The organism is Carnobacterium sp. FSL E2-0243 (assembly GCF_038003605.1).
Lineage (GTDB): Bacteria > Bacillota > Bacilli > Lactobacillales > Carnobacteriaceae > Carnobacterium > Carnobacterium maltaromaticum.
This window is the reverse complement of record NZ_JBBOPM010000001.1, coordinates 980955-1001298: the sequence shown is the minus strand read 5'-3', so window position 1 is coordinate 1001298 and position 20344 is coordinate 980955. Positions and strand designations below refer to the sequence as shown.

39 protein-coding genes are annotated in these 20344 nt (G+C 35.3%); 1 reads left to right on the top strand and 38 read right to left on the bottom strand.

Going from position 1 to position 20344, the window contains the following annotated elements; translation table 11 throughout:
- Positions 1-24 precede the first annotated feature (24 nt).
- The 18 genes from MHI00_RS04665 to MHI00_RS04580 all read right to left on the bottom strand — a co-directional run bounded on the left by MHI00_RS04665 (position 25) and on the right by MHI00_RS04580 (position 10829).
- Complete coding sequence (locus MHI00_RS04665; RefSeq protein ID WP_341111539.1) at positions 25-192, bottom strand: hypothetical protein; 168 nt, start codon at positions 190-192, stop codon at positions 25-27.
- A gap of 29 nt (positions 193-221) precedes the next feature.
- Positions 222-539 carry a phage tail assembly chaperone G gene (gene gpG / locus MHI00_RS04660; protein ID WP_341111536.1) on the bottom strand — a complete coding sequence of 106 codons (318 nt, stop codon included), beginning with the start codon at positions 537-539 and terminating at the stop codon, positions 222-224.
- 104 nt (positions 540-643) lie between these two features.
- Positions 644-1234 (bottom strand): major tail protein, encoded by a 591-nt coding sequence (locus MHI00_RS04655; protein ID WP_341111532.1) that lies wholly within the window; start codon positions 1232-1234, stop codon positions 644-646.
- Between the two features lie 25 nt (positions 1235-1259).
- Entirely contained in the window at positions 1260-1649 is a 390-nt protein-coding gene (locus MHI00_RS04650) for a hypothetical protein (protein ID WP_341111531.1), read from the bottom strand.
- Positions 1646-2044 (bottom strand): HK97-gp10 family putative phage morphogenesis protein, encoded by a 399-nt coding sequence (locus MHI00_RS04645; RefSeq protein WP_341111529.1) that lies wholly within the window; start codon positions 2042-2044, stop codon positions 1646-1648. The genes MHI00_RS04650 and MHI00_RS04645 overlap by 4 nt, the downstream gene beginning before the upstream one ends.
- Positions 2022-2387 carry a phage head closure protein gene (locus MHI00_RS04640; protein ID WP_341111527.1) on the bottom strand — a complete coding sequence of 122 codons (366 nt, stop codon included), beginning with the start codon at positions 2385-2387 and terminating at the stop codon, positions 2022-2024. The genes MHI00_RS04645 and MHI00_RS04640 overlap by 23 nt, the downstream gene beginning before the upstream one ends.
- A complete protein-coding gene (locus MHI00_RS04635) occupies positions 2371-2667 on the bottom strand; it encodes a hypothetical protein (RefSeq protein ID WP_341111522.1) in 297 nt (98 codons plus the stop codon). Before MHI00_RS04635 ends, MHI00_RS04640 begins: the two co-directional genes overlap by 17 nt.
- A 16-nt stretch (positions 2668-2683) precedes the next feature.
- Positions 2684-2965 carry a hypothetical protein gene (locus MHI00_RS04630; protein ID WP_087115514.1) on the bottom strand — a complete coding sequence of 94 codons (282 nt, stop codon included), beginning with the start codon at positions 2963-2965 and terminating at the stop codon, positions 2684-2686.
- 68 nt (positions 2966-3033) lie between these two features.
- Positions 3034-4230, bottom strand: a complete 1197-nt coding sequence (locus MHI00_RS04625) for a phage major capsid protein (RefSeq protein WP_341111518.1) — start codon at positions 4228-4230, stop codon at positions 3034-3036.
- Positions 4231-4278: 48 nt separating this feature from the next.
- Positions 4279-4884: an HK97 family phage prohead protease gene (locus tag MHI00_RS04620; protein WP_341111516.1), complete on the bottom strand. Its 606-nt coding sequence runs from the start codon at positions 4882-4884 to the stop codon at positions 4279-4281.
- On the bottom strand, positions 4832-6160 hold the full coding sequence (locus MHI00_RS04615; RefSeq protein ID WP_341111515.1) for a phage portal protein: 1329 nt from the start codon (positions 6158-6160) through the stop codon (positions 4832-4834). Before MHI00_RS04615 ends, MHI00_RS04620 begins: the two co-directional genes overlap by 53 nt.
- Before the next feature lie 139 nt (positions 6161-6299).
- Positions 6300-6671, bottom strand: coding sequence for a hypothetical protein (locus MHI00_RS04610; protein ID WP_341111513.1), 372 nt, complete (start codon positions 6669-6671; stop codon positions 6300-6302).
- Complete coding sequence (locus MHI00_RS04605) at positions 6672-6992, bottom strand: hypothetical protein (RefSeq protein WP_341111511.1); 321 nt, start codon at positions 6990-6992, stop codon at positions 6672-6674.
- Positions 6993-7005: 13 nt separating this feature from the next.
- Entirely contained in the window at positions 7006-8733 is a 1728-nt protein-coding gene (locus tag MHI00_RS04600; RefSeq protein WP_341111508.1) for a terminase large subunit, read from the bottom strand.
- Entirely contained in the window at positions 8730-9245 is a 516-nt protein-coding gene (locus MHI00_RS04595) for a phage terminase small subunit P27 family (RefSeq protein ID WP_341111506.1), read from the bottom strand. Before MHI00_RS04595 ends, MHI00_RS04600 begins: the two co-directional genes overlap by 4 nt.
- Positions 9246-9779: 534 nt before the next feature.
- The gene (locus MHI00_RS04590) at positions 9780-10124 is read right to left on the bottom strand and encodes a hypothetical protein (RefSeq protein ID WP_341111504.1); all 345 of its coding nucleotides are present in this window, start codon (positions 10122-10124) and stop codon (positions 9780-9782) included.
- Positions 10125-10130: 6 nt separating this feature from the next.
- The gene (locus MHI00_RS04585) at positions 10131-10394 is read right to left on the bottom strand and encodes a hypothetical protein (RefSeq protein WP_341111502.1); all 264 of its coding nucleotides are present in this window, start codon (positions 10392-10394) and stop codon (positions 10131-10133) included.
- Positions 10395-10484: 90 nt separating this feature from the next.
- The gene (locus MHI00_RS04580) at positions 10485-10829 is read right to left on the bottom strand and encodes a hypothetical protein (protein ID WP_341111500.1); all 345 of its coding nucleotides are present in this window, start codon (positions 10827-10829) and stop codon (positions 10485-10487) included.
- Between the two features lie 129 nt (positions 10830-10958).
- Here MHI00_RS04580 and MHI00_RS04575 point away from each other — a divergent pair, with 129 nt between their 5' ends.
- Positions 10959-11297, top strand: coding sequence for a hypothetical protein (locus MHI00_RS04575; protein WP_341111499.1), 339 nt, complete (start codon positions 10959-10961; stop codon positions 11295-11297).
- A 308-nt stretch (positions 11298-11605) separates the two neighbouring features.
- Here MHI00_RS04575 and MHI00_RS04570 read toward each other — a convergent pair whose 3' ends face one another.
- From MHI00_RS04570 to MHI00_RS04475, 20 genes are all read right to left on the bottom strand, one after another.
- Positions 11606-12118, bottom strand: coding sequence for a sigma-70 family RNA polymerase sigma factor (locus MHI00_RS04570; protein ID WP_341111496.1), 513 nt, complete (start codon positions 12116-12118; stop codon positions 11606-11608).
- Between the two features lie 84 nt (positions 12119-12202).
- Positions 12203-12343, bottom strand: coding sequence for a hypothetical protein (locus tag MHI00_RS04565; protein ID WP_341111493.1), 141 nt, complete (start codon positions 12341-12343; stop codon positions 12203-12205).
- Positions 12344-12355: 12 nt separating this feature from the next.
- Complete coding sequence (locus tag MHI00_RS04560; protein WP_341111491.1) at positions 12356-12484, bottom strand: hypothetical protein; 129 nt, start codon at positions 12482-12484, stop codon at positions 12356-12358.
- Positions 12481-12873 (bottom strand): hypothetical protein, encoded by a 393-nt coding sequence (locus MHI00_RS04555; RefSeq protein WP_341111490.1) that lies wholly within the window; start codon positions 12871-12873, stop codon positions 12481-12483. The genes MHI00_RS04560 and MHI00_RS04555 overlap by 4 nt, the downstream gene beginning before the upstream one ends.
- On the bottom strand, positions 12873-13025 hold the full coding sequence (locus MHI00_RS04550) for a hypothetical protein (protein WP_341111489.1): 153 nt from the start codon (positions 13023-13025) through the stop codon (positions 12873-12875). Before MHI00_RS04550 ends, MHI00_RS04555 begins: the two co-directional genes overlap by 1 nt.
- 15 nt (positions 13026-13040) lie before the next feature.
- Entirely contained in the window at positions 13041-13517 is a 477-nt protein-coding gene (ssb, locus tag MHI00_RS04545; protein WP_341111487.1) for a single-stranded DNA-binding protein, read from the bottom strand.
- Positions 13510-13869: a hypothetical protein gene (locus tag MHI00_RS04540; RefSeq protein ID WP_341111484.1), complete on the bottom strand. Its 360-nt coding sequence runs from the start codon at positions 13867-13869 to the stop codon at positions 13510-13512. Before MHI00_RS04540 ends, ssb begins: the two co-directional genes overlap by 8 nt.
- A gap of 4 nt (positions 13870-13873) precedes the next feature.
- Positions 13874-14116, bottom strand: coding sequence for a hypothetical protein (locus MHI00_RS04535; RefSeq protein ID WP_010053680.1), 243 nt, complete (start codon positions 14114-14116; stop codon positions 13874-13876).
- A gap of 11 nt (positions 14117-14127) precedes the next feature.
- The gene (locus MHI00_RS04530) at positions 14128-15099 is read right to left on the bottom strand and encodes a DNA cytosine methyltransferase (RefSeq protein WP_341111478.1); all 972 of its coding nucleotides are present in this window, start codon (positions 15097-15099) and stop codon (positions 14128-14130) included.
- A complete protein-coding gene (locus MHI00_RS04525; RefSeq protein ID WP_341111476.1) occupies positions 15100-15321 on the bottom strand; it encodes a DUF6877 family protein in 222 nt (73 codons plus the stop codon).
- Positions 15318-15812 (bottom strand): Holliday junction resolvase RecU, encoded by a 495-nt coding sequence (locus MHI00_RS04520; protein ID WP_341111474.1) that lies wholly within the window; start codon positions 15810-15812, stop codon positions 15318-15320. The genes MHI00_RS04525 and MHI00_RS04520 overlap by 4 nt, the downstream gene beginning before the upstream one ends.
- Positions 15813-16361 (bottom strand): hypothetical protein, encoded by a 549-nt coding sequence (locus MHI00_RS04515; protein ID WP_341111472.1) that lies wholly within the window; start codon positions 16359-16361, stop codon positions 15813-15815. It abuts the gene before it with no gap.
- Positions 16351-16530: a hypothetical protein gene (locus tag MHI00_RS04510; RefSeq protein ID WP_341111470.1), complete on the bottom strand. Its 180-nt coding sequence runs from the start codon at positions 16528-16530 to the stop codon at positions 16351-16353. The genes MHI00_RS04515 and MHI00_RS04510 overlap by 11 nt, the downstream gene beginning before the upstream one ends.
- A 166-nt stretch (positions 16531-16696) precedes the next feature.
- Positions 16697-17533, bottom strand: a complete 837-nt coding sequence (locus tag MHI00_RS04505) for an ATP-binding protein (protein ID WP_341111468.1) — start codon at positions 17531-17533, stop codon at positions 16697-16699.
- Positions 17514-18287 carry a phage replisome organizer N-terminal domain-containing protein gene (locus MHI00_RS04500; protein WP_341111467.1) on the bottom strand — a complete coding sequence of 258 codons (774 nt, stop codon included), beginning with the start codon at positions 18285-18287 and terminating at the stop codon, positions 17514-17516. The genes MHI00_RS04505 and MHI00_RS04500 overlap by 20 nt, the downstream gene beginning before the upstream one ends.
- A 32-nt stretch (positions 18288-18319) precedes the next feature.
- Entirely contained in the window at positions 18320-18988 is a 669-nt protein-coding gene (locus MHI00_RS04495; protein WP_341111466.1) for an ERF family protein, read from the bottom strand.
- Between the two features lie 2 nt (positions 18989-18990).
- Positions 18991-19509, bottom strand: a complete 519-nt coding sequence (locus MHI00_RS04490; RefSeq protein WP_341111465.1) for a host-nuclease inhibitor Gam family protein — start codon at positions 19507-19509, stop codon at positions 18991-18993.
- 71 nt (positions 19510-19580) lie between these two features.
- On the bottom strand, positions 19581-19940 hold the full coding sequence (locus MHI00_RS04485; protein WP_035065599.1) for a hypothetical protein: 360 nt from the start codon (positions 19938-19940) through the stop codon (positions 19581-19583).
- Positions 19941-20081, bottom strand: coding sequence for a hypothetical protein (locus MHI00_RS04480; RefSeq protein WP_015077143.1), 141 nt, complete (start codon positions 20079-20081; stop codon positions 19941-19943).
- Positions 20082-20273, bottom strand: a complete 192-nt coding sequence (locus MHI00_RS04475; RefSeq protein WP_341111458.1) for a hypothetical protein — start codon at positions 20271-20273, stop codon at positions 20082-20084.
- Between the last annotated feature and the right edge of the window lie 71 nt (positions 20274-20344).

The window sequence follows — 20344 nt, the reverse complement described above, 5'->3', positions numbered from 1 at the left end:
GTCACCCCATCTCCTGGTAAAAAGTTAAAATGCTAATTGGTCTGCATATTCTAGAACTGGCTCTTTTTTATCTTCTTCAAGCCAGTCTCCTGTTTCTAAATCTAAAGTCATGAAAAAGTCCTCACCATCGATACGATCAGGACTCCATTTATATTTTTCCATTAAGTATTTATAGAAGCGCTTAATGAACAATGAAGGGTCTACTCCATTTTCATCATGAACTACTTCCCCTCAGTGTCTTTCTCCACTTCTCTTCGCCCGTCATTTAATTGAATGTTTTGTAGGATAGCTTGAAATAATCTGAAGAAATCAATTGAATCTAACATTTCAAATCCATCATTAAACTCTTCTTTGGTACATCCAAAATACTCAACAATAAAATCAACTGCTTCTTCTAAATCACTTTGCGGATATCCGTCAGCTAGGAAGGTCTCTCCAAAACTACTTAAATACTCTACGCTCTTTCTAAAAATATTAAAGGTGATTTTTTTACTTTTAAAAACCTTAGCTTTCCCATTCAATTTAAGTTTTAATTCCATTGTTTTTTCCTCCTAATTTAATAAAAAAAGGCTAGTCAAAAGACTAACCTTAATTAATTATTAATGATGTTCCGATTACTGCGTCCCCTATTCCAAGGGGATCATTAGGGTGTAACTGGTGCTGCAGGTTCTACTACTTCATCAAACCACGTATCAGTAACTGCTTTTACTGCAGGTTTAGATCCATCATCATCTAATTTGTAGTTAAATAATCCGTCATAATCACGAGAAATAGATTTCCCTGTAAGAGTAGGTGTTTGGAAGTTTACTGATTCACCTTTAGTTTGGTAATCTTCTGCAAACGCTGAGAATCTAACTTTGTATAAAATGCGATATTGGTAACCACCACCAACGCCTTTAGAACGAGCAACTCGAAATCCTACAGCATGATAAGGCGCTTCATCATCATTAGTGACTGAAACACCGCCTAATGAATCAATTTTTCTTCCTAATAATTTCGATTCGCTATCAGGCAATAAATCATTTGTATTCATTGAAATGTCATATCCAATTGTTGAACTTTCGAATTCATCTTGTCCGTCATCTGCATATAAGTTACCTTCTGCATTTTGAGGTGTTAGTGTTACTTGGATTGCTTTAGCAATACGGAATCCTTCTCCGTAGGTAGGTAATACGCCATCTTCTTCTTTTGTAATTGGGAAAGCAAATAAATCTTTTACTCCGATTTTAGCCATTATAATTTCCTTCTTTCATTTAGTTTTATTTGTAAAGCGAATGTTCTATTTCTTGTGAATACAAAAGAACCCGGTTGCTTATATTGTTATCTGTATCAAATAACAAAGGAATTTTCGTTCCTCTTATAAACCCGAGTTCTTTCATTTTTTCATCTATTAAATTTTGTACTGTTCCGTGACTTCCATCTTTTGAAAACAGACTAATTTGAAAAGTTAACAAACTAGTTTGTTCTTCATCGTCTGCATACATTTCTGGATCGTTTTCAATTTCATAAACTGCAATAGCTGGATAAAATGCTCCTGGCAATTTATTTGCAGATATGTTAGGCACAGCGCCCACTTTTGCCACCCATCTTACTACTTCTGGGATTGCGACTATAGACTGAACGATATCTTTAGTCATTTCAATAATCATGTGCCTAACACCTTCCTCAGTTCACTAACTTGTATTTTTAACACTTCATTCTTAGTTGAACGTATCGATTTCTGAACATTTGGTTGCGGGGCTTGATATACAGTTCCGAATTCTACAAATTTCATGCGCCAGTTCGTTTTTTTATACCCTACATCGACATGCTTTTCATCAGTTGCCCCACCTTTAACATTCGTAATCACAACATCATCTTTCGCATGACCTTCACCGTATTTATGTCTAGCATTCGTTGAAACAGGTGTACCTCTAGTGATTGAGTCCTTTAAAGGTTCTGCAGATAGCTTCAACGCTTTATTGACGCCAGTATTCATTTTTTTGTCAGTTAAATCTAGAGCAGTCATCATTTGTTGAATATCAAGACTCATTCCGTCCGCCATCTGCAGTCGCCTCCCCTGATATAACTGTTTCTATGTTCAAACCATCGGCATCGCCAACCATTTTCACATTAAACATTTGACCATCTACTTCAAACTGCATATTTTCTGTAATTACATTAGTAAAGCGGGTGGTTAATCTTACAAATTTACTAGCTGTATCTGCAGCACTTTCTATTGATTCTTGATTAGCTCGCACTAAATCTTTTTTATTGCACCATCTTTTTTTATACGGCTCCATTTTAGGAATAAGATTACCACCAGAATCATATTCCCACTCCGTTTCAGAAGCTTTGTAAAATTGGATATATCGATTGTAACGAGCTACTTTAGTCCGTTTTCCCATCAGGATCACTACTTTCTGGCATATTATACTTCATTGTATTGATAAGCCCTTGGAGCGATATAGGAAACATTTTAATATCTTTAAAATCTGTATATCCACCGCGATTTTCCATCATAGTTCCTACCATTTCAGATATAACTAGGGGCAAAATATCACTTTTTTCATCATAAGCACCTGCCCCTTTTATTAAAGCAATCGCTCCATCAAACTTTCGCTGTACTGTAGGCTCCTCTTCCTCGTCCCACTTAAATTCGAGCATTAAATCATCTACAGTTATCATAAAGTTTCACACTCCTTTACTTAGCGATACCTGAAGCTTTAAGAACAGAAATAATTGAGTTAACTGCTGTAATAACTGCAGGTAAGTCTGCACCTGCTGCCACATCAGTTAAAGTTGTGCTCCCTGTAAGCTTTGTTAACTTCGTAAAATCTGCCTTGGCCAACAACCCATCTTTGCTAGCTGTTGCTAATGTTGGGTTCACGTCCCCACCAGCATCTATCAAGTCTGCGAAATCTGCTTGAGTTGGTTTAGCCCCTGTTACAAATACTGTTTTTAATTCTTCTTTTGTTTTTGCCATTTATTCCCATCTCCTATTCAATAATTAATGTAGTTCCTAAAACTGCGTCCCCTATCCCAAGGGGATCATTAGGGTGTAGTTGTTAAGTCAATTTCTCCGTTAACCACGGCATCTTCATCCCACTTTTGGACATCAAATCGATCAATCACACGCACATCCGTTGTATTTCGTGTAAAAGATTTCCCACCAGTGTTCGTTGCTGTTACTTCATATACACCACGATCAAATAAAATAACTGCTTCTTTAAGATCACCTAGAAAAATAGGAGCTTTTTTTGTTACTGTTGGTAAAAATTTATTTCCTAGAGTAACTACTGGATATGCACCAAATAATAATCTCTTAGTTGCATTTGTTGGATCCGGTTGTAAAATATAGTTTCCTTTTTCATCTTTAAGTTTATCTAGAAAATTAAAACCATCCTGATTGGTAACTACACTAGATGTCGTAACAATAGCTGGATCGAGCTGAACATTGAATACATCTTTTAATGAATCTACACCACTAACAGCAGCTTTATTTTTCAATGTTTTTAGTAACGCTAAAATAACAGCATTACGAGTAATAATAGATTTTTTTGCAATCCATTTATAAATATACGTTAATAAATTTGCATCATTATCTTGCAATAGTGTATTTGGAATTGGCAAAATACCAGCATAATCTTTGATGGTATATGTCATATTTGTAAACTTAGGATTTTCAACTTCTTCGATTTCATCCCACTCTTCAATGTTCGCAAACGGTGTAATATCCGCTAATTTTTCTAAAACACGAGAACCAGATTTAGTCGATACGCTTTCAACTGTTATTAAGTTTTCTAAAGCTAAGAATTGACGGCGGAATTCATTGATTTTAGTTTGAACATCCACGGGAATAATAAGCCCGCCATCTTCATCAACAGCCGATTGGAATTTTCGAATTGATTTTACACGATCAAAAATTTCTTCGTCATGTGAGTTAATTGCTTTTTTACCACGAATTGCCTTCAAGAATACCTTTGTGTATCGAGCTTCAACTTCTTCGTCAGTAAGTTCTCTAACTGAACGCTTATCGCTTTTCGTTTTATCGGGTTTAATTTCCTCATCATCTACGATTTCTGGATTGTCAAATCCGCTTGCTTCCATGACTAAGTCTAATTTCTCTCGAGCTTCTTTCAATTCATCTTTAAGTGCTCGCAGCTCATCAGAAGTAATTCCGTCTGTAACCCCCTTATCAAAAGCTTTCTTTTTATCTGCCACTAGTTGGCGTAATTCTCTTTCATTCATGTACTTTTCCTCTTTTCAATTGAATTTTTGGGTAAAAAAATAGCTACATTATGCATAAGCTTCCGCTTCTAACATAAGTAACTCAATTTCTTTATTTTGTTTTCTCAACTCTAACTTATCTACTAACTCTTTACTTCTAGCGCCAACAACTGCTTCTGTATCTGGGTAAGCAGGAGTTGTAACAACTGAAACGTCATATAATTTATCAATGTTCTTAATTGTCCGTTCATAAATTCCTGATTCTAAATTCTCTCGCCATTCCTCAGAGTCTTGTTCTCTCGAAACAGTAAAAGCGAAAGAGCATTGATTAATCACTCCCTGTCTTATGTTTTCCATTAAATCACGGGAATAACTAGTATCAGTAGGTTTAACTTTGAATCTTAATCCAATATTATCGACATCTAATTCTAAATTAATTCCAGAACGACCTAATATTTGACTTTCATTATGATTAAATAAAGCTGTAACATTACTCATATCAGTCTTTTCTAACGATTTACTAGCTAATTTTTCTCGAAACCATCCAAGATCATCGCTCCACTTATCAAATTTCAAAGCATAACCTTCAATTATTTCATTTGATTCTCCATCACTTCTTAATTCAATCTGAGTTGTTACCTGTCGAATCTCCTTCGCTCCTGTCATTATTTTCATTTTCATCACCTCCTCCTAATGTTTCAGCCATTTTATTAACTCCTGCTTTCGCATTTTGATAACGTACTAAATTATCTGCCTGAGTCCAGTTAAGAGTAATAAACGGAACTTTACTCCAATCCTCATCATAAGGCGAATTTTCATTTTCAGAGCGTATATCATCCAATGTTTTAGCACCAGTTTCAGCTTGTATTTTATGAACTTCAGCTCGTGTCTTTGAATCACCTCGTAATTCAGAATCTAAATTAAACTTAATATAATATTCTTCATCTTGCTCTTTTTGAGTGAATATTTTTGTATTAAATTCTACTTCTATTCTGGTAATCCAAGGTTGCAATGCATTTTTTACATATTCCAAGGCTTGATGCTCGATATTAGAGTATGTCGCTCTTCCCATTTCATTAATTTTGTGCAATGGGACTTTATAAATAGCAGCGATTTTTTGAGAATTAAATCTTTGGGATTCAATAAACTGCATATCTAATTGAGATATCCCCATTTGTTGGTACTCAAGTCCACTGTCAATTACTGCAATCGCATCTGATCCGTTTACACGTTTCCATTCTTCCTTCACAGCCTCTTTAGCTTCTTTTTGCAACATTCCCGGAACCTTTAAAATACCATTAGGAGTTCCGCCTTGTTCCAACATATTAGAGTTATATTCATTAGCAAGCTCATTCGCTTGAACTCTGTCAGAAATAACCCTAATTGGCGAACGGCCATGAATACCATCACGAGTAAAACCTTTAATATGGATTATTTCCCATGGCGCAAATGTTTTATTCTCATTATCAACATTTACTTGATACAATAAATTACCTTGAATATCCTTTACAGCGTTTGTTGAATTAGGTAAAGGTCTTAACTCTTCTACATCACCATTTTTGTCAAACTTCATTAAAGAGTAATGGTTCCCATCAAATAAAACATCAACCATCATCAATTTTATATAATCGCTTATATTCATATATGAATTAGGTCTACCGCTTAATAACTTAGAAACTACATGATCTTTTTTTGAAACCCTAACAATTTTGTCATCTTTTTTTTGATAAACTTTAATTGGCAATTTTGCTACATCATCACTCAGAACATTTACACAGGTGTATATATCGTCAAAAATATCTGCATTATCCACTCGAACTGATTTACGATTATTTCCACTGAACAAATCAACCAGCCAATTAAAACCATTACCTTCTGGATGAATGGGGTTCGGAGCATCTGTTTGGCTTCTTTTTTCTTGTTTGGATCCAAACAGCTTATCTACAATCATTTATCATTACCTCCTACCTTGTTAATTTTCCATGTAGCGAGGACTGTGCATACTCCCAACACAAATAAGCCTACATCCACATCGAATCGGAATATTGGCAAAAATATAAGCACTATACCTATTAAAAATAGGAAATCAGTTAGTTTGAACCCCATTTACTCAACCTCTCCTTTCTTCGAGAAGCCGTAGCGCCTTTACAAATTTTAATTACTTCAACTATTTCAGTCAGATTGCATTTTTGAAGAACGTTAGTGGTCAATTCAAATTCATCTATCTCTAAGCCGTCCGTGCTATACATTGTTTTAATTGATTCTCCAAAAACTATCCAATTTTCTGATTTCAAAATTTTCCTCTTTTTGTTATAGCTACATTCGATACCTCTTTCTCTGAATAAAAGAATATATTTTTCTATATTTTCTTCCGTATTCATTAAAGTAGTTCCTACTATTAACGTTTGCCTATAGGTTCCACTATTTTTCGAATGTTTCGGAAGTTTCGAATCATTTTTCATTTACTCACCTTCCCAATTAAATTCAACAGCTTCTTCTACATCCAATGAGTCCATAATTTGCTTTTCTATTTTAGATTTAGAAAGATAAATATTACGTTGAACAGTTCTCTCTCCATTTGTAAGCAATTCTTCCTCATAATCATACTTAGCAGTATCCTCTTCTTGCTTTTGTACATAATTAAAAGGACCGTAAACAACTATAACTTTACACCCAAACGCTTCCGCATATTCTTCTTTCATCGCTTTAGCAATTTCTCCATTCACGCCTTGCATGTTAGCTATAACTAGTAAATTTTTTGATTCAATAAAATGGTTTTCCATATTTACCCTCCTTTTAAAAACTGAAATCATCGCTCATTATGCGTTCGTTTAAATCAATTCTAAAATCATCATACATCGCACGAGCAAAAGCATTTATTACCGCTGCTATTGGATCAATACGCCCATTAGAATTTGATTTCTCTTTTGATATTTTAATGTTTTCCTGGTCATCTGTTTTTACAACCGAGTTATTTATGGCTGTCTTTAATAACTCATCCCCCAAGTGATAGACATCCCCTTGATAAACAACTTCTCTAAATCGCTTAGTAGGCGTACTTAATTGTGATGTTGCTTGTGGAATTTCAACCATTGTTTGTTCTTCCCCTAATACCTGAGCATAATCCCCTGCGTTCCATTTATCAAAACCATGCTCTCTAACCTCATGTTTCTTTCCAAAATCAGAAGCATATTTTTTAACAAAACGATAGTCCACAACATCACCTTCAGTAACATCAAGCAATCCTCTATCTCTAAATAAATCGTATCTAACTTTATCTTTTGCCATCCGTTCTTTGAACCAAGCCTCTGGTGTGAATGAATGCTGCATAACAAAATATTTCCCATTCTTAACAGCAACCGTTCCAACACTTGTTAAATCCGTTGTCATTGATAAATCAGTACCAAGATAAATGTGCCATTCAGATAAATCTAGATTTCCATCTACATCTAAAATGCCTATTTCTTGAGCTTTTTCAATTGAAATTTCACAATCATTCCACTTAGAAATCTTCATATATCCTTTAGGTTTGTGGTCCACCCAAATATTAAAAACTTTTGTTAGTAACGAGCGCATCTTTTCATCCATTTCAAGTGCTATTGTTAATGCTGATCTTATCGAATCTATACCTGCTTCATAAGTAGCAAGGATAGGGTTAGACTTTATCCAGTTGCTTTCGTCTTTGATATCGTCGCCTTCATCTAATTTACAAATCAATCCAAAATATTCGTCATTATCAACTTCTAACTCAGGGTCTAATATTTTTCGTACATAATCAAATTCTGCTACGCAAGGGCTATTTAAGTTAAACCCAGCTGTAGTTATGATTATTAATAACGGCTCTTTACGAGCGCTCATACCAGAGTCTATGACATCATATATTTCGCTTGTTTCATGAGCATGATATTCATCAATAATCCCAACTGAGGGGTTTTTACCATCCCCTGTTTTTCTAGCTTCTTTTGATAAGGGAATAATTACAGATTTATTTTTCAGAACTTTAATGGTTCCGTAGGTTTCTTTCCATTTACCGTCTAGCAGTTCACTATGGCTAATTCCATCCCTAACAGCTTCATAAACTTCACTTGATTGATCTCTCGTCCAACCCGCAATATACATCCTTTGCTTTTCATCACCAATAAACGCGATAAAGGAGCCCAATATTGCTTCGAATTGAGATTTAGCATTTTTACGTCCTAATTGAACATATGCTTTTCTTACTAATCTAGCTCCATTTTTATACTTAATAAAACATAAAATAGCAGCCCCTTGAAACAATTGAAAATCAGTTAGTTCTACTGGACATCCAGCTAACACGCCCTCGACATGTTGAAATTCATACGCCCACCAATAAAAATCTTCCAGTATCTCACCATCAAAATAATAGTAATTATCACTTTCTTTCGATTTCTGATACATTCTCTTAAATCTTGCAACAGCCCATTTATGCTCGATACATGCATTAATTGTTCCGTTGGTTATATCTTCACAGTAACTAAGGACTCTTTCTTCAAATTCATTCATATTCTATTAGCAAACCTTTTTTCCCCTTCTGTTTTCGGAGGTTCTTCTTTCTTCTCAGGAACAACAAGCTTACATCTGCTGCTAATAGTGAGTCCTAAATCTGTAGCTGCCGCTCTAGCTTGTTTAAACATTCGTTCTTGAGTTTTAGATATTTTGTCAAACGCTTCTAAATCATCCAAAGCATCTTCTCTTACCATTTTTTTACTCAAACGTTGATAAGTATCTTCAGACACTAAATACCTAGCTAGCGCCTCATTATCTAAATTACTCATAATTCCAATTTTAATTAGTTCCTCAGATATTTCTTTAAACCTTTTTTTTAGTCTTGCCGGCAAATAATCAGGAGGTTCAACTTTATCGTTTGGAGCAACTAATTCTTCTTCTTTGCGTTTTTTTATTTCTTCTTTTGTCAGGTGTTTTTTTCCTTTATGTTCTACTAAACTAATCGGTTGTTTGTTTCTCCCAGCCATATTGTTTCGCCTCCTTTTTCGCCTTTTTGTTTTTTTATGCATAAAAATAGCCAACCTATTGCTATGACAGCAATTACGATTGACTACCCTTCTTATTTCTCGTTTTTAAGAACGCTGTTAAATCAACGTTTCTACCCTTCAAAAAAACTTTCAAAAAGGGAATTTTGTCTGAAGAAGAGGGCACGTTCTTTTGTGTAAAAATTTCTGAAACATTTTGGATAGGGAGGGTGGTTATTTATTCATACTCCCCAGCTTCCTCTATCATGCTTAGCAGTCTTCCTGTTATGGTGGCTTACGGTCATTGCTTGCCAATTATCTTCATCCCAAAAGAGTTTCTTATTCCCTTTATGAGCTGTCTTATGATCCACAACAGTTGCTAATAGTTTCTTACCACTCTTCTTACAATCAACACACTCACAAAACGGATGACGAAGTAAGAAGTTAGCTCGTCTCTTTCTCCACTCTGCATTGTATAAGCTTGCGTGCTTCTCTGGTCTATAGTTGCTATGTGCTTCACAGTACAACTTATCTGTTAGCTTCCCGCATGTCGGAAAGGCACAAGGTTTAAGTGGCATCTTAGGCATTGCTATCACCTGTCATGAATGGTTGTAGTACAGCATGGATGTAATCCTCTTTCTTATACGGTCCCGACTCTAAAGCAATCACGTCAAACTCTCGGTGTAATTTGCACAACGCTTCGATTGTTGGTGTTAAAGTTCCTGATGCATTTATATCTTCTAATAGCTTTTGTATAACTGAGCCAAACATTCTTAACTCAATTGCTTTCTTAACCATAGCCTCCTGGTCCTCTACTAGCCCCCATGAGGCCTGCAGGACATCTAGGTACTCATTAACTACCGCATCTGCTTTCTTCTGCTTCTTCTTATGATCTTGCAGTATAGGTTTCTTAATCTCAGTCATGCTGTATCACCACCCTTTCTTATTGAGCTTTAACATATTCCCGAAGGCTTCACGTCTATCTAATGTCCCATTCCTTTTACTACCTGTCTTACGTTCATCAACTGAGGTCAGCTCTCTAAAGGTTTCTGTCCTTTCATTAGCTATACTCATACCTTGCATTAGACGGTTCATTGCAGCCGCTGCTTCTTCCGCGGCTACGCCCGCTCGCTCAACTAAATATCTTTGCCATTCATAAACCACAATTGATTCCGATTCACTAGCCTCTGTCATAACTACCACCTCCTAATTTTATGTATAAAAAAAGACACTCAAATGAGTGCCCGTTAAACTCTTATTCCAATGAAACTACAGCAAACAATATTATCTTTTATTTTGTTTCATCATCATTTTTGCACGTTCAGTAATAAAAAAAGGCGCACTTTCAATTTCATTTGAATATTTTTCTTTTACTGTTTCTGTTAATTGATTAACAACTTTTGGAAAATCATCACTAGCTAAATCCTCTATATCTTTTCTTTCCATTTCTTTTAATTGCAAGTAGATGAATGCAACTGCTTCGTCATTGTAATCTTGAATTAACGACGTTACATCTCTACTTTTCAGCAATTCATTTTCAAGATGACTAAAAAACCATTTATAACCATTATCAAAAATCTCATGGTTACTATTTTTTGTATTGATTAAATCTGACACTGTTTTTTTCATTAACTCACTCCGTTCTATTTGATACCTAATGATAACACAAAATAAATGCGTTACAAACGAAATAATAAAGTGATATAATTAAATAATCAGCGAGTGGTCCGCTGAAATAATTTAAAAGGAGTTTACAACATGAGAGAAGTAAGACCAGAAATGATTGACACAATGATAATCATGGCCGAAGCAAGCAATCAAAAACTTATTCTACAAACAGGAGGAGCAACTATCGCAGGGACACCTTTGTCAACTCCAGAAGACTTTGAAAATATGAAGATGGTAAAACTAACGCTTGATTCATATGATAAACTTTTGGATAGTTTAGAAATTGAAGATAGAAATGATGACAAAAGATATCCTAGACAACTAGTTTGGCTAAAAGATGTCACGATATTGAATTCCACTCCAGTTAAAATGCCTTTTATGTGTGTTTTTGTTAGTGAAATATCTTCTGTATCATTCGGAAGTATTTAAAAATTTAATTAGAAATTCTATCTTCTCTTTATATTGTAATTACAAAAAAACTCCAAAGTCATGACGACTAAGGAGTTTTTTAATATGCTATCAGTAAGGATTTGAACCCATTCCTCCTGATATCTTTTTATCCAAGCAGACAGCCTAATTTTTCTTGCCACGGATGGATTGTATAGTTATGTTACTGCCTGCTGAATTGTTTTTCAGTGAGTGGTACATTTGAAAGATTAAGTAACTTTTCTTTCAAAGAACGAATTGTTTGTTTACTGCTTCAAATGTAGCCTTCACTAGTTAGTGGTGTTTGGGGGTCAAAAATCTATTAATTGTAATTGATATCCCTTATCGTGCATTTTTTCTATTTTTTTCTTAGCTCTTTTCAGATAAGTTTTAAGAGTGTCCTTCTGAATACCTAGATAATCGGCAGCTTCTGAATGACTTAACCCTTTCCCGACTACCGCAACAAACACAGCTCGTTCACTTGCTGGTAATTTAGCTAATGCAGCATCTAATTCATTTAATTGATCGTTTGAAATAGGTTCTAGCCTTTGTTGTTCTTCATATACCATTAATGACAGATGTTCTATATCTCCCCACAAGCTTGTTCTCTGATATCTGGACCTATTAGATATTGTTCTCCTTGTTCCTGGCTCTCTAGCAGTCTCTAACCATTCAATTGCGTGTTCCATATCTGAAATCATGCCGCCTAAAAGTCTCAAATCGTCTGAATGCTCGTCATTTATTTTAATAAGCTCACGTTCTAGCTTTAAATCCTTCAGACCTTCCTTGTATTCAATTACTAATCTATCGGCATCTTTCCACATATCCATTCCTCCATACAAAAAAGGACACCTCAACCAACGCAACTTTGCGCTCGTTAAGATGTCCTTCGATTTTTTCGACCAGACTTATAATTTAATTGTTTTTTTGACTTCTGCTGTGTTTGGTTTTGAATTGGTAAATCCTATTACGACTTGCCCGAAACCGCCGTCAGGGACAATGTAGGTAGTCTTGCCGTCCTTTACAATGTATACTCCATCTTTTTCCATTTACATTCTCCTTTACTGTTTATCTCGTTCCTTCAGATACTCTGTTAATTCCTTTATAGAGTTGCTAACTCCTTTAATTGAGCTTGTTAGCCACCACCCATAAAATAAAGCTAGGGTAGCTATGATTTCCGATTCGTTCATTGTATCACTCCTTCGCAATCACGGATTTCTGGCATTTTACCAAACTTGATTTCGCTTTTTTCTTTACTATCTTTAACCTTTTTCTTTATCTTTTCCAATCCGTATGAATCAATAAGCATTTCTACTTTTTTTGCGAACTTTCTAATGAATGCATAGGTCTGTTCTTTTGTAGTGGTTTCTAACAATTCTAGTAGCGTTAATTTGTATTCATACAGTTTTGCGCCACTGCTTAACTCTGATATGACCAAAACTGGCGAATTGAGATTTTTAAATACAAAAGAAAAATCAATACCTTTAATAGTGACTTTTACTCCTACTGCTGGTTTCCACCCATCTTCATAAGATAATTGTGCAATTATTTCTTTATCACGTAACTTAATTTCTGTCATTATTCTTCACCCTCCCAAATTTCCAAATCATATTCTAGCAATTCCTTATCTGTTAGTTCTCTCTCATAAGCCACAAAGGAAAAGTCTTTCGCAGCTACCCACCCAGCTGGTATTGCTGAGTAGGGTTTTCGTTGTCGATACCAGTAGCGCATATTTATCTACTCCTCTCAAAATGGAAGGTCGTTGCTATCTATGTCGATTGGTTGTCCGCTTGAAGCAAATGGATCAGTACCTGGTAAGCTATCTTGCTGATACTGCTGTTTATTAGCTTGGTTGTTTGCCGGTCTGTTCGTTTGTTGCGGTTGCTGACGTTCCTCGTTTGCTGCCTTCGACTCTAATAAAGAAAAACTGTCAACGACTACTTCCGTAACATAAACACGCTGGCCTTGTTGATTGTCATAGCTTCTTGTCTGCAATCTGCCTTCTACTCCAATTAACGAGCCTTTTCGAGTGAAGCTAGCTAATGACTCGGCTTGTTTTCTCCATACTACGCAGTTGATGAAATCTGCTTCTCGTTCTCCGCTTTGGTTCGTAAACTGTCTATTTACTGCTAGCGTGAATGAAGCTACTGCTGTTCCGCTAGATGTATATTTTAAATCTGCATCTTTTGTTAATCTTCCAACTAATACCACTCTGTTAATCATTCTTTTTCCCCCTTATTTCATTATCAATTTTGGCTAATTTAGACAATAAGGAATTCGCTTGCCGTTCAGTAAACCAATATTCACCGTATCCACCTTTAAATTTAATCGCATCAATTCCTTCACTTACTAAAATCCACATTAATAAATATTCGTCATTTGTAAATTCAAACTTATCTTTCGGGCTTTCTACTTGATGTTCTAACAACATTTCTAGGTCTTCTAGTTCTGCAGTAATATAAGCAATCCTAATATCTCTAGCTTGCTCAATTATCGGAAATCTAGTCCCTCTTTCTGCCTCTAATTGTGCTAATTCTTCTTTACGCTCATTAATCAATTTCTGTAATTTACTCATTCCCTCACACCTTCCTGATATCTTTAAACGAAACTACTTTCCTTTGATGCCCCTCAACTTCAACCAACACACTATTCGTGTAAAATACAATGACTTCACCATAAAACTTATTTAGCCCTTGTTCGCAATAGACAATCTCGCCTATTTCATATAATGAATTCTTGTAATTTCTCTTTACTATTTCGTTGTCCACTCCAAAATTGTAAGGCTTATAATTCAATCCCATTACTGGTTTTTCGGTAATCATTAGCTACCTCCTTAAAATAAACTTTCTTGCTTAATACCACCGCCATAATTTCCACTTAGTAATACTTTGAATATTGCTTCTAACACTTGCACAACTATTGAATTCCCTGCTTGATGATACAGTGTTCCGTTTAGCTTCCCTTGCATACCAGGATGTTCTTTATTAGCTCGATCAAAATCTTCATCGGTAAATCCCATTAAGCGCCAACACTCACGCTCTGTTAGTATCCGATACTTGTCATCAGCTATTTTTATCACTCCTGCGTTAGGACACCTTATCTGCTTTGTTGTAATAGTTAAGGAATGTGTCGTAATCACATCAAGCATTCTATTGAAATTTGGATCAACTTCATTGCCTGGTAATTTCTTTAGCATACTTGGCTGAGTCAGAATATATTTGTCATCAAACGATGTTTCAAGAAAATCTGTTATAATCGGCGCTGTAGTTTTTTCTAACTTTGAGTAATCAAAAACATTTCCGTTTAAACAACTAATTGCAAAAAGTCTTTTTCGATGTTGAGGTATTCCAAAATCCAAAGAGTTTAAAATCTCATAGTTTGTTGTATAGCCTAGTTTGTCGAGATCGTTAATATAGCGATTAAACGCAGGCAAATGCTTTTTATTTAAAACGTTTGGAACATTCTCCCAAATCACAACTGAAGGCTTCCACACACCTAAATTCTGTATTATTTGAATAGTTTCAAACATCAGACTACTTCTAGTCCCATCTTCAACGTTTCCACCGTATTGTTTACCGCCAATCGAATAATCTTGGCAAGGTGAACCATGTATCAGCCAATCAGGCTTTAAATTATATCCTCGAACATCTTGCGCAGCATATCGGTTATCAAACATTGCATTGTAACTACGGACTGCTTTTTCGTTCCATTCAACGTAATCTATGCTTTTATGCTCGATTTTCAAATTGATTAAGGCTTTTTTAGGAGCACCAATCCCGCCAAAAAGTTCTAATATTTTGATCACTTACTCCACCTCTATCTCTACTCTAGGATTCTCCTTTAGCTCTACTAATCCTCTCGCTACAATATTTTCTAAATACCTTAATTGCTGTTTAGCGTAGTTAACTTCTCGATAGTCTAAAAGTCTTTTTTCAACATCCTGAAGAACGCTAGTCGGAAATTCATACGTTGAAACTAGCGTGTCAATTTCAGCTATGACTTGATCTAAATTCACATCTATTTTCATGCTAAATCAACTCCTTGCAGATAATCTAAAATGTATCCTCGCTCATTCACTTGATGACCTGCAAAGTCGGTAATCGGAATGCTCTTTCTATTGCGTTCTAAGGCTTTTAATTTCAATTCCGAGTATTCATCTATTGAAAGTAGAAAACATCTGTTAACCGTCACAAATTTAACGATAAGGAACGCTTTACCACCAGACTGCTGAAAATCTTTTAAGAATTTAACCTGGTGATCTTTAATCATCGGACCATTTTGAGCCATAAGTGGTAACGATTTTTTTTGAGTTGATTTCGCTTCAATCGCTACAGGTAAACTTTTGTACACTCCTATGAAGTCGCAACCAGTCTTTCCTGAAGGAACAGACATCATTCTTCCGTTCATTCGGATAGTTTTCATGTCGTTAGGAATCTTTTCGATTGCTCCCCAACCTTTTCTTCTGTAAAAGTCGTTAGCAGTGATAATTTGTTGTTCAAAATATTGCCATGGTTTCATTTACTCACCTACAATCTTTTTATAAGCTTCTTCTTGCTCTTCTACTGTTAGATAGATTTCTGTAACAACAAGCCCAGCTATAATATCTTCCACAGCTCCGTGATGATCCTCTACTTGATAAATCTCACAACTAGTGCCTTTGTCTATTAGCAAATCCCCAATTTTCAGCTCGTCTAACTTTCTATTGTGTTTATGATACATTTCAGCACGTTTGAATAGATTGACTTCCTCGTCTGTTGCAAGTTTAGAGTCTGTAACAACGAATGAATTCCCTGTTAATTCTGTACTCATAATAGAGAAGTGATCAGAACTCGCTATATATGATTTCGCTCTTAATTTATCTTCTGTAGAAGTCACTATAAAGATTTCTTTGTTATTACCGCTCGAGCCGATTGTATAATATTCACCAACCAAGAATTTCGGTTCTGCTTCCTTTTCTGTTTCCTTCGTATTTTCCGCCTTCTCAACCAATTTCTCATACTCTTCTCTATCAACAAGCACATGGCTCTCTTGTAACTCTTTGAATACTTCTTCTAGTTTATTTGTCATTTTTATTAGCTCCTTTTTTCTTAAAACTGTCTTTAATCGGACGTTGAGTCATTGTTAACCAGTCTCCAATTTTCAAAGTGTAGCCATGCCACATTGAGATAACTAATAGAATTGCGATTATGATGCTTACAAATTTGTCTATTGAATTTAAAATCGTTTCGACATTCATTTACCTTCCGCCTTTCCCATACTTTCAAGTTGTGCTCTCAAATAGTCTCTACTGCTGTTATCATTCGGCACGTTGCAATTCAGACAAGGCTGACACTGCGTTATACCGTTAATTTGCACCCATAAAACTTTATCGTTGTTGCATTGCTCGCACATTTTGCAACCTCCTACCCGCTAATTCGTTTGTCTTTAATTCCTGTAAACTTGATTATATTTCCACCGATATTGCGGTAAATTCTGCTTGTAACTCGCTTATCGTATAGTGTTTCCATTTCATGCCTGCTTAAATTTGTTGTAATGATCGTCACTTTGTCTTGCCTACGTTCTAAAGTCCGTTTAAGGACCTTAACTGTGAAGTCCGTTGCATAAACTTGGTTGTTATCTGTTCGTTTCAAACGGCCCGATTCTGATCCAACATCATCCAGAACTAAATAATCAACTGAACCCATCAAATCAATCATGTTCATTTCTGTATACTTGCTTCTAGGATTGTTGAAACTGTCCCTAATCAGCGACAGTACCTCTTCGAAAGAGATAAACAAGCAAGAGACAGGCTTTTCCATAGTGCTGTTTAGAACGTTTAATATTGCCATTGCGAGGTGGCTCTTACCTGCTCCAGGTTCTCCCGAAAAGAGACTATTAAAGAGTTCACCTTGTAAATATCGTTGTCCTAACTCAACGGCCTTATCTCTAACCGCCTCTTCTTCTGAGCCATTCTTGTATAAATAATTCTTAAAAGTAGCTTTAGCAATCGTTTCATCGTATAAAATTGAATCCTTGGCCAATACCTCAGTAGTCACTCTTAACTGGTGCGCCTTATAAGCTTCTTTGCTTAACTTTTCAGACTCAGCATTGATTGCTTCTTTTTTACATGACTGACAAAACGGAGTGAACTCTTTAAAACTAACAAGTCGTTCATTATGAATTGAGCAGCAATCATCGCTCTGCTTAACTTGATTAAGAAGGCCCTTCATATCTTCAAAACTAGAAATCAGCTCCGTCATTGTAGACCTCCTTCTTCTCGACAAGCGGAACTTGATTTAGATACTGATCAAACTTGGTCCCAAACAATGTGCTTGGTTGCAAGTATTTAGCGCTAAACAAGTCTCTAGGGTTCTCTGCATCATGGACCTTGTTGTCAATTACCTGTTTAAAGTCCTCAAGCTTCTGCCCTTCGTTCCATCTAGCTCGGATTAAAGTTTTATGTTTATCAGTTGTTTTGAACTTTTTACCAGCTTTTAGATTTAGATAGTCAATAATTTCTGAGAAAGGAATTTTCTGCTCGACTATATCTCTTTCTTTATCTATATCTATATCTAATTCTTTATCTATATCTGTTGCGTTAGATAACGTTAGACTAACGTTAGAATTTTTTTGCTTGTCATAATGCCGTTTAGCTCTCAATCTGTTCTGTTCTCTAATCTTTTCTAGACCTTCTACATTCTGATGTTTTTCCCAATTTGTGACTGCAATTAAGCCGTCTGTTGTTAAATCAATCATGTTGAAATTTGCTAATGTTGTTAGAGCAAGCCTTACAGTATTAACGTTTTTACCAAATAAGGTTGCCAACATTTCTTCTGAGTAAGGCATGTTTCTTTGAATATAAATCAGCCCATCATCATTTGTTTTTCCAGCTAAAACTAACAAACGAATCCATATAACTAGAATTGCATCTGATTCTGGAACTGATTGAATTAATCGAATCTTTTCATCATCAAACATTGTTGTTTTTAATTTAATCCAGGATATTTCTGCCATACTTATCCTCCTATTTTGAATTCCGCAATGTTTTAAACGTTACTTTCAGTTTGCTTTTTAGTAATTTGGTCTTGCATAAATTTAATCACCGCACTAGCTTGCAAGCTAGTTGCATTATTTAAAGAGCTGATACTATTTCGTTTCAAAGCAATATCACTAACTTTAGTAACGTCTGCTTTGGTTAATGTTGCATACTCATTGAATAATTTTTTTATCATCCCAATTTGTTTTTGAGTAATTGGTTTAGCTGTTTCCCCATTGTTATTTATATTGTTGTTTCCATTGGTTTTATCACCATTATTCGTAGTATTACTTGCACTATTCCCGTCATCATCAATATCGCTTGAAATTCCAAAAGCGGCAGCTAACGAATATCTTTTTGCGTAAGTTAATGCAGAACCTTGAGCTTGCGGATCAACTTTAGTTGGAGTTACATAGAATGGTTCAAACGCTAGCCATTCGCCACTCTCATGGAAAATATGAGTTGCTACTCCAATTTTGTTATTGTCACTAACTGGCTCTTGATACCATGTAAGACCAGTATCAATAATCGCTGCATCTACTGACTTTATAACGCCTTCTAAAGTTACATATTTACTTTTAAAAAATGGATTATTAGCATCTTTTGCAGGTTGTTCAACTTTGCTTCTGAATAAACCCATTGCTTTTGCAAGAGCGCCTATTTCATTTGATTTTTCCATATTTACACCACCTTAAATACTACTGATTCGCCTTGTGGTACTACTTTTACGCAATCAATAACAATTCCATCATCATTTACTACTCGACCATCAGGCATTACTTGAACAGCCTTTTTGAATGCTATTTTATCAATTGTTTCCTTAACTTTTACGAAATCTAACATTTCGTGTTCTTTCAAAAACGGTACAATTCCTTGCTCGTCATATTCCCAAGCATCTGGTTTCTTACGTGTAGAAACATTTCCATATGGCGTACTCAATTTAAACTTAGGATCCTTTTGCTTTTCTTCTAAAAGATATGTTCCAAGTAAATGTTTAAAATAATCTTGACTCTCGCTTAAACCTTTTACTCGTGCAGTTTCCCATTCCTCAATTCGAGAATGTTCTGCTGCTGAAAGTTCTTTTACTTCTTTAATTTCAGATTCAATTTTAGATAGTTTTCTCATGGCCCATGTGGCAGTGCTTAAATCAGTAACCTTGTACCCTTCTTTTTGTTCAACTTCTTCTATTAATTCATTCATTTTTAATTTGCTCCATTCTGTGATATACTTTTGTTAGATGTTTTTTTCAAGTCGCTGATTTAGGTTGCCGCCTAGTCAGCTTTTTTGTATTTAACGCCGTTGATTTCGATTGTGTCGTCTGATCGAGAACTTTTATTGAAAAACTCATACTCTTCTTCTTTACTAAATAGACTGAAATATCTAATTCCTTCAAATTTAAACTCATATTTTGAATACGGGCCGTTAGCTTCTTGATACGTTGGAGTTTCTCCGCAAAATTCAGAATATTTAATTAAATCCTCAGATTTCACGTGCATTTCACGCCTAATACCTAAACAAGTTTTATCAAGTTCATCTAAAATACGTTGATAGGTCTTAATCCGGTTAAAGAATACCTTTCCTTCTTTACTCATACCTTTGCGACTTATCTTTTTTTCGATTCGTTTATTCATTTAAATCTCTCCTTTTTTGTAGCTCCAACCCAAACCATCGGTTTTAGCTTGCTTTGCTATTTCGTCAATAGTTAAATTTCCATATTCTAGGCTTAGATAAGCTAGGATATTTTGTAGTTGTTGAGGTGTGAGAATATTCAATTAAACCTCTCCGTTCTTTGATAAATTTTCAGCTAAATTTACAACTCGACCAAACGGTTGATCTATAAGAGTAACTTTATTTTGAAGTAGTGCTTTTATACTCATTTGCAACATTATATTTTGTTCTTCAGTTAAAGCGATTGGATAGTATTGATTGTCTCTTACAAATAAAACTGCGAATGATTCATTCATTTTCTGCCCTCCCATAAAAACTCAACTTGGTTATCAGATACATAGTTTGCTCGGTAGCCTTTCTGTTTCAT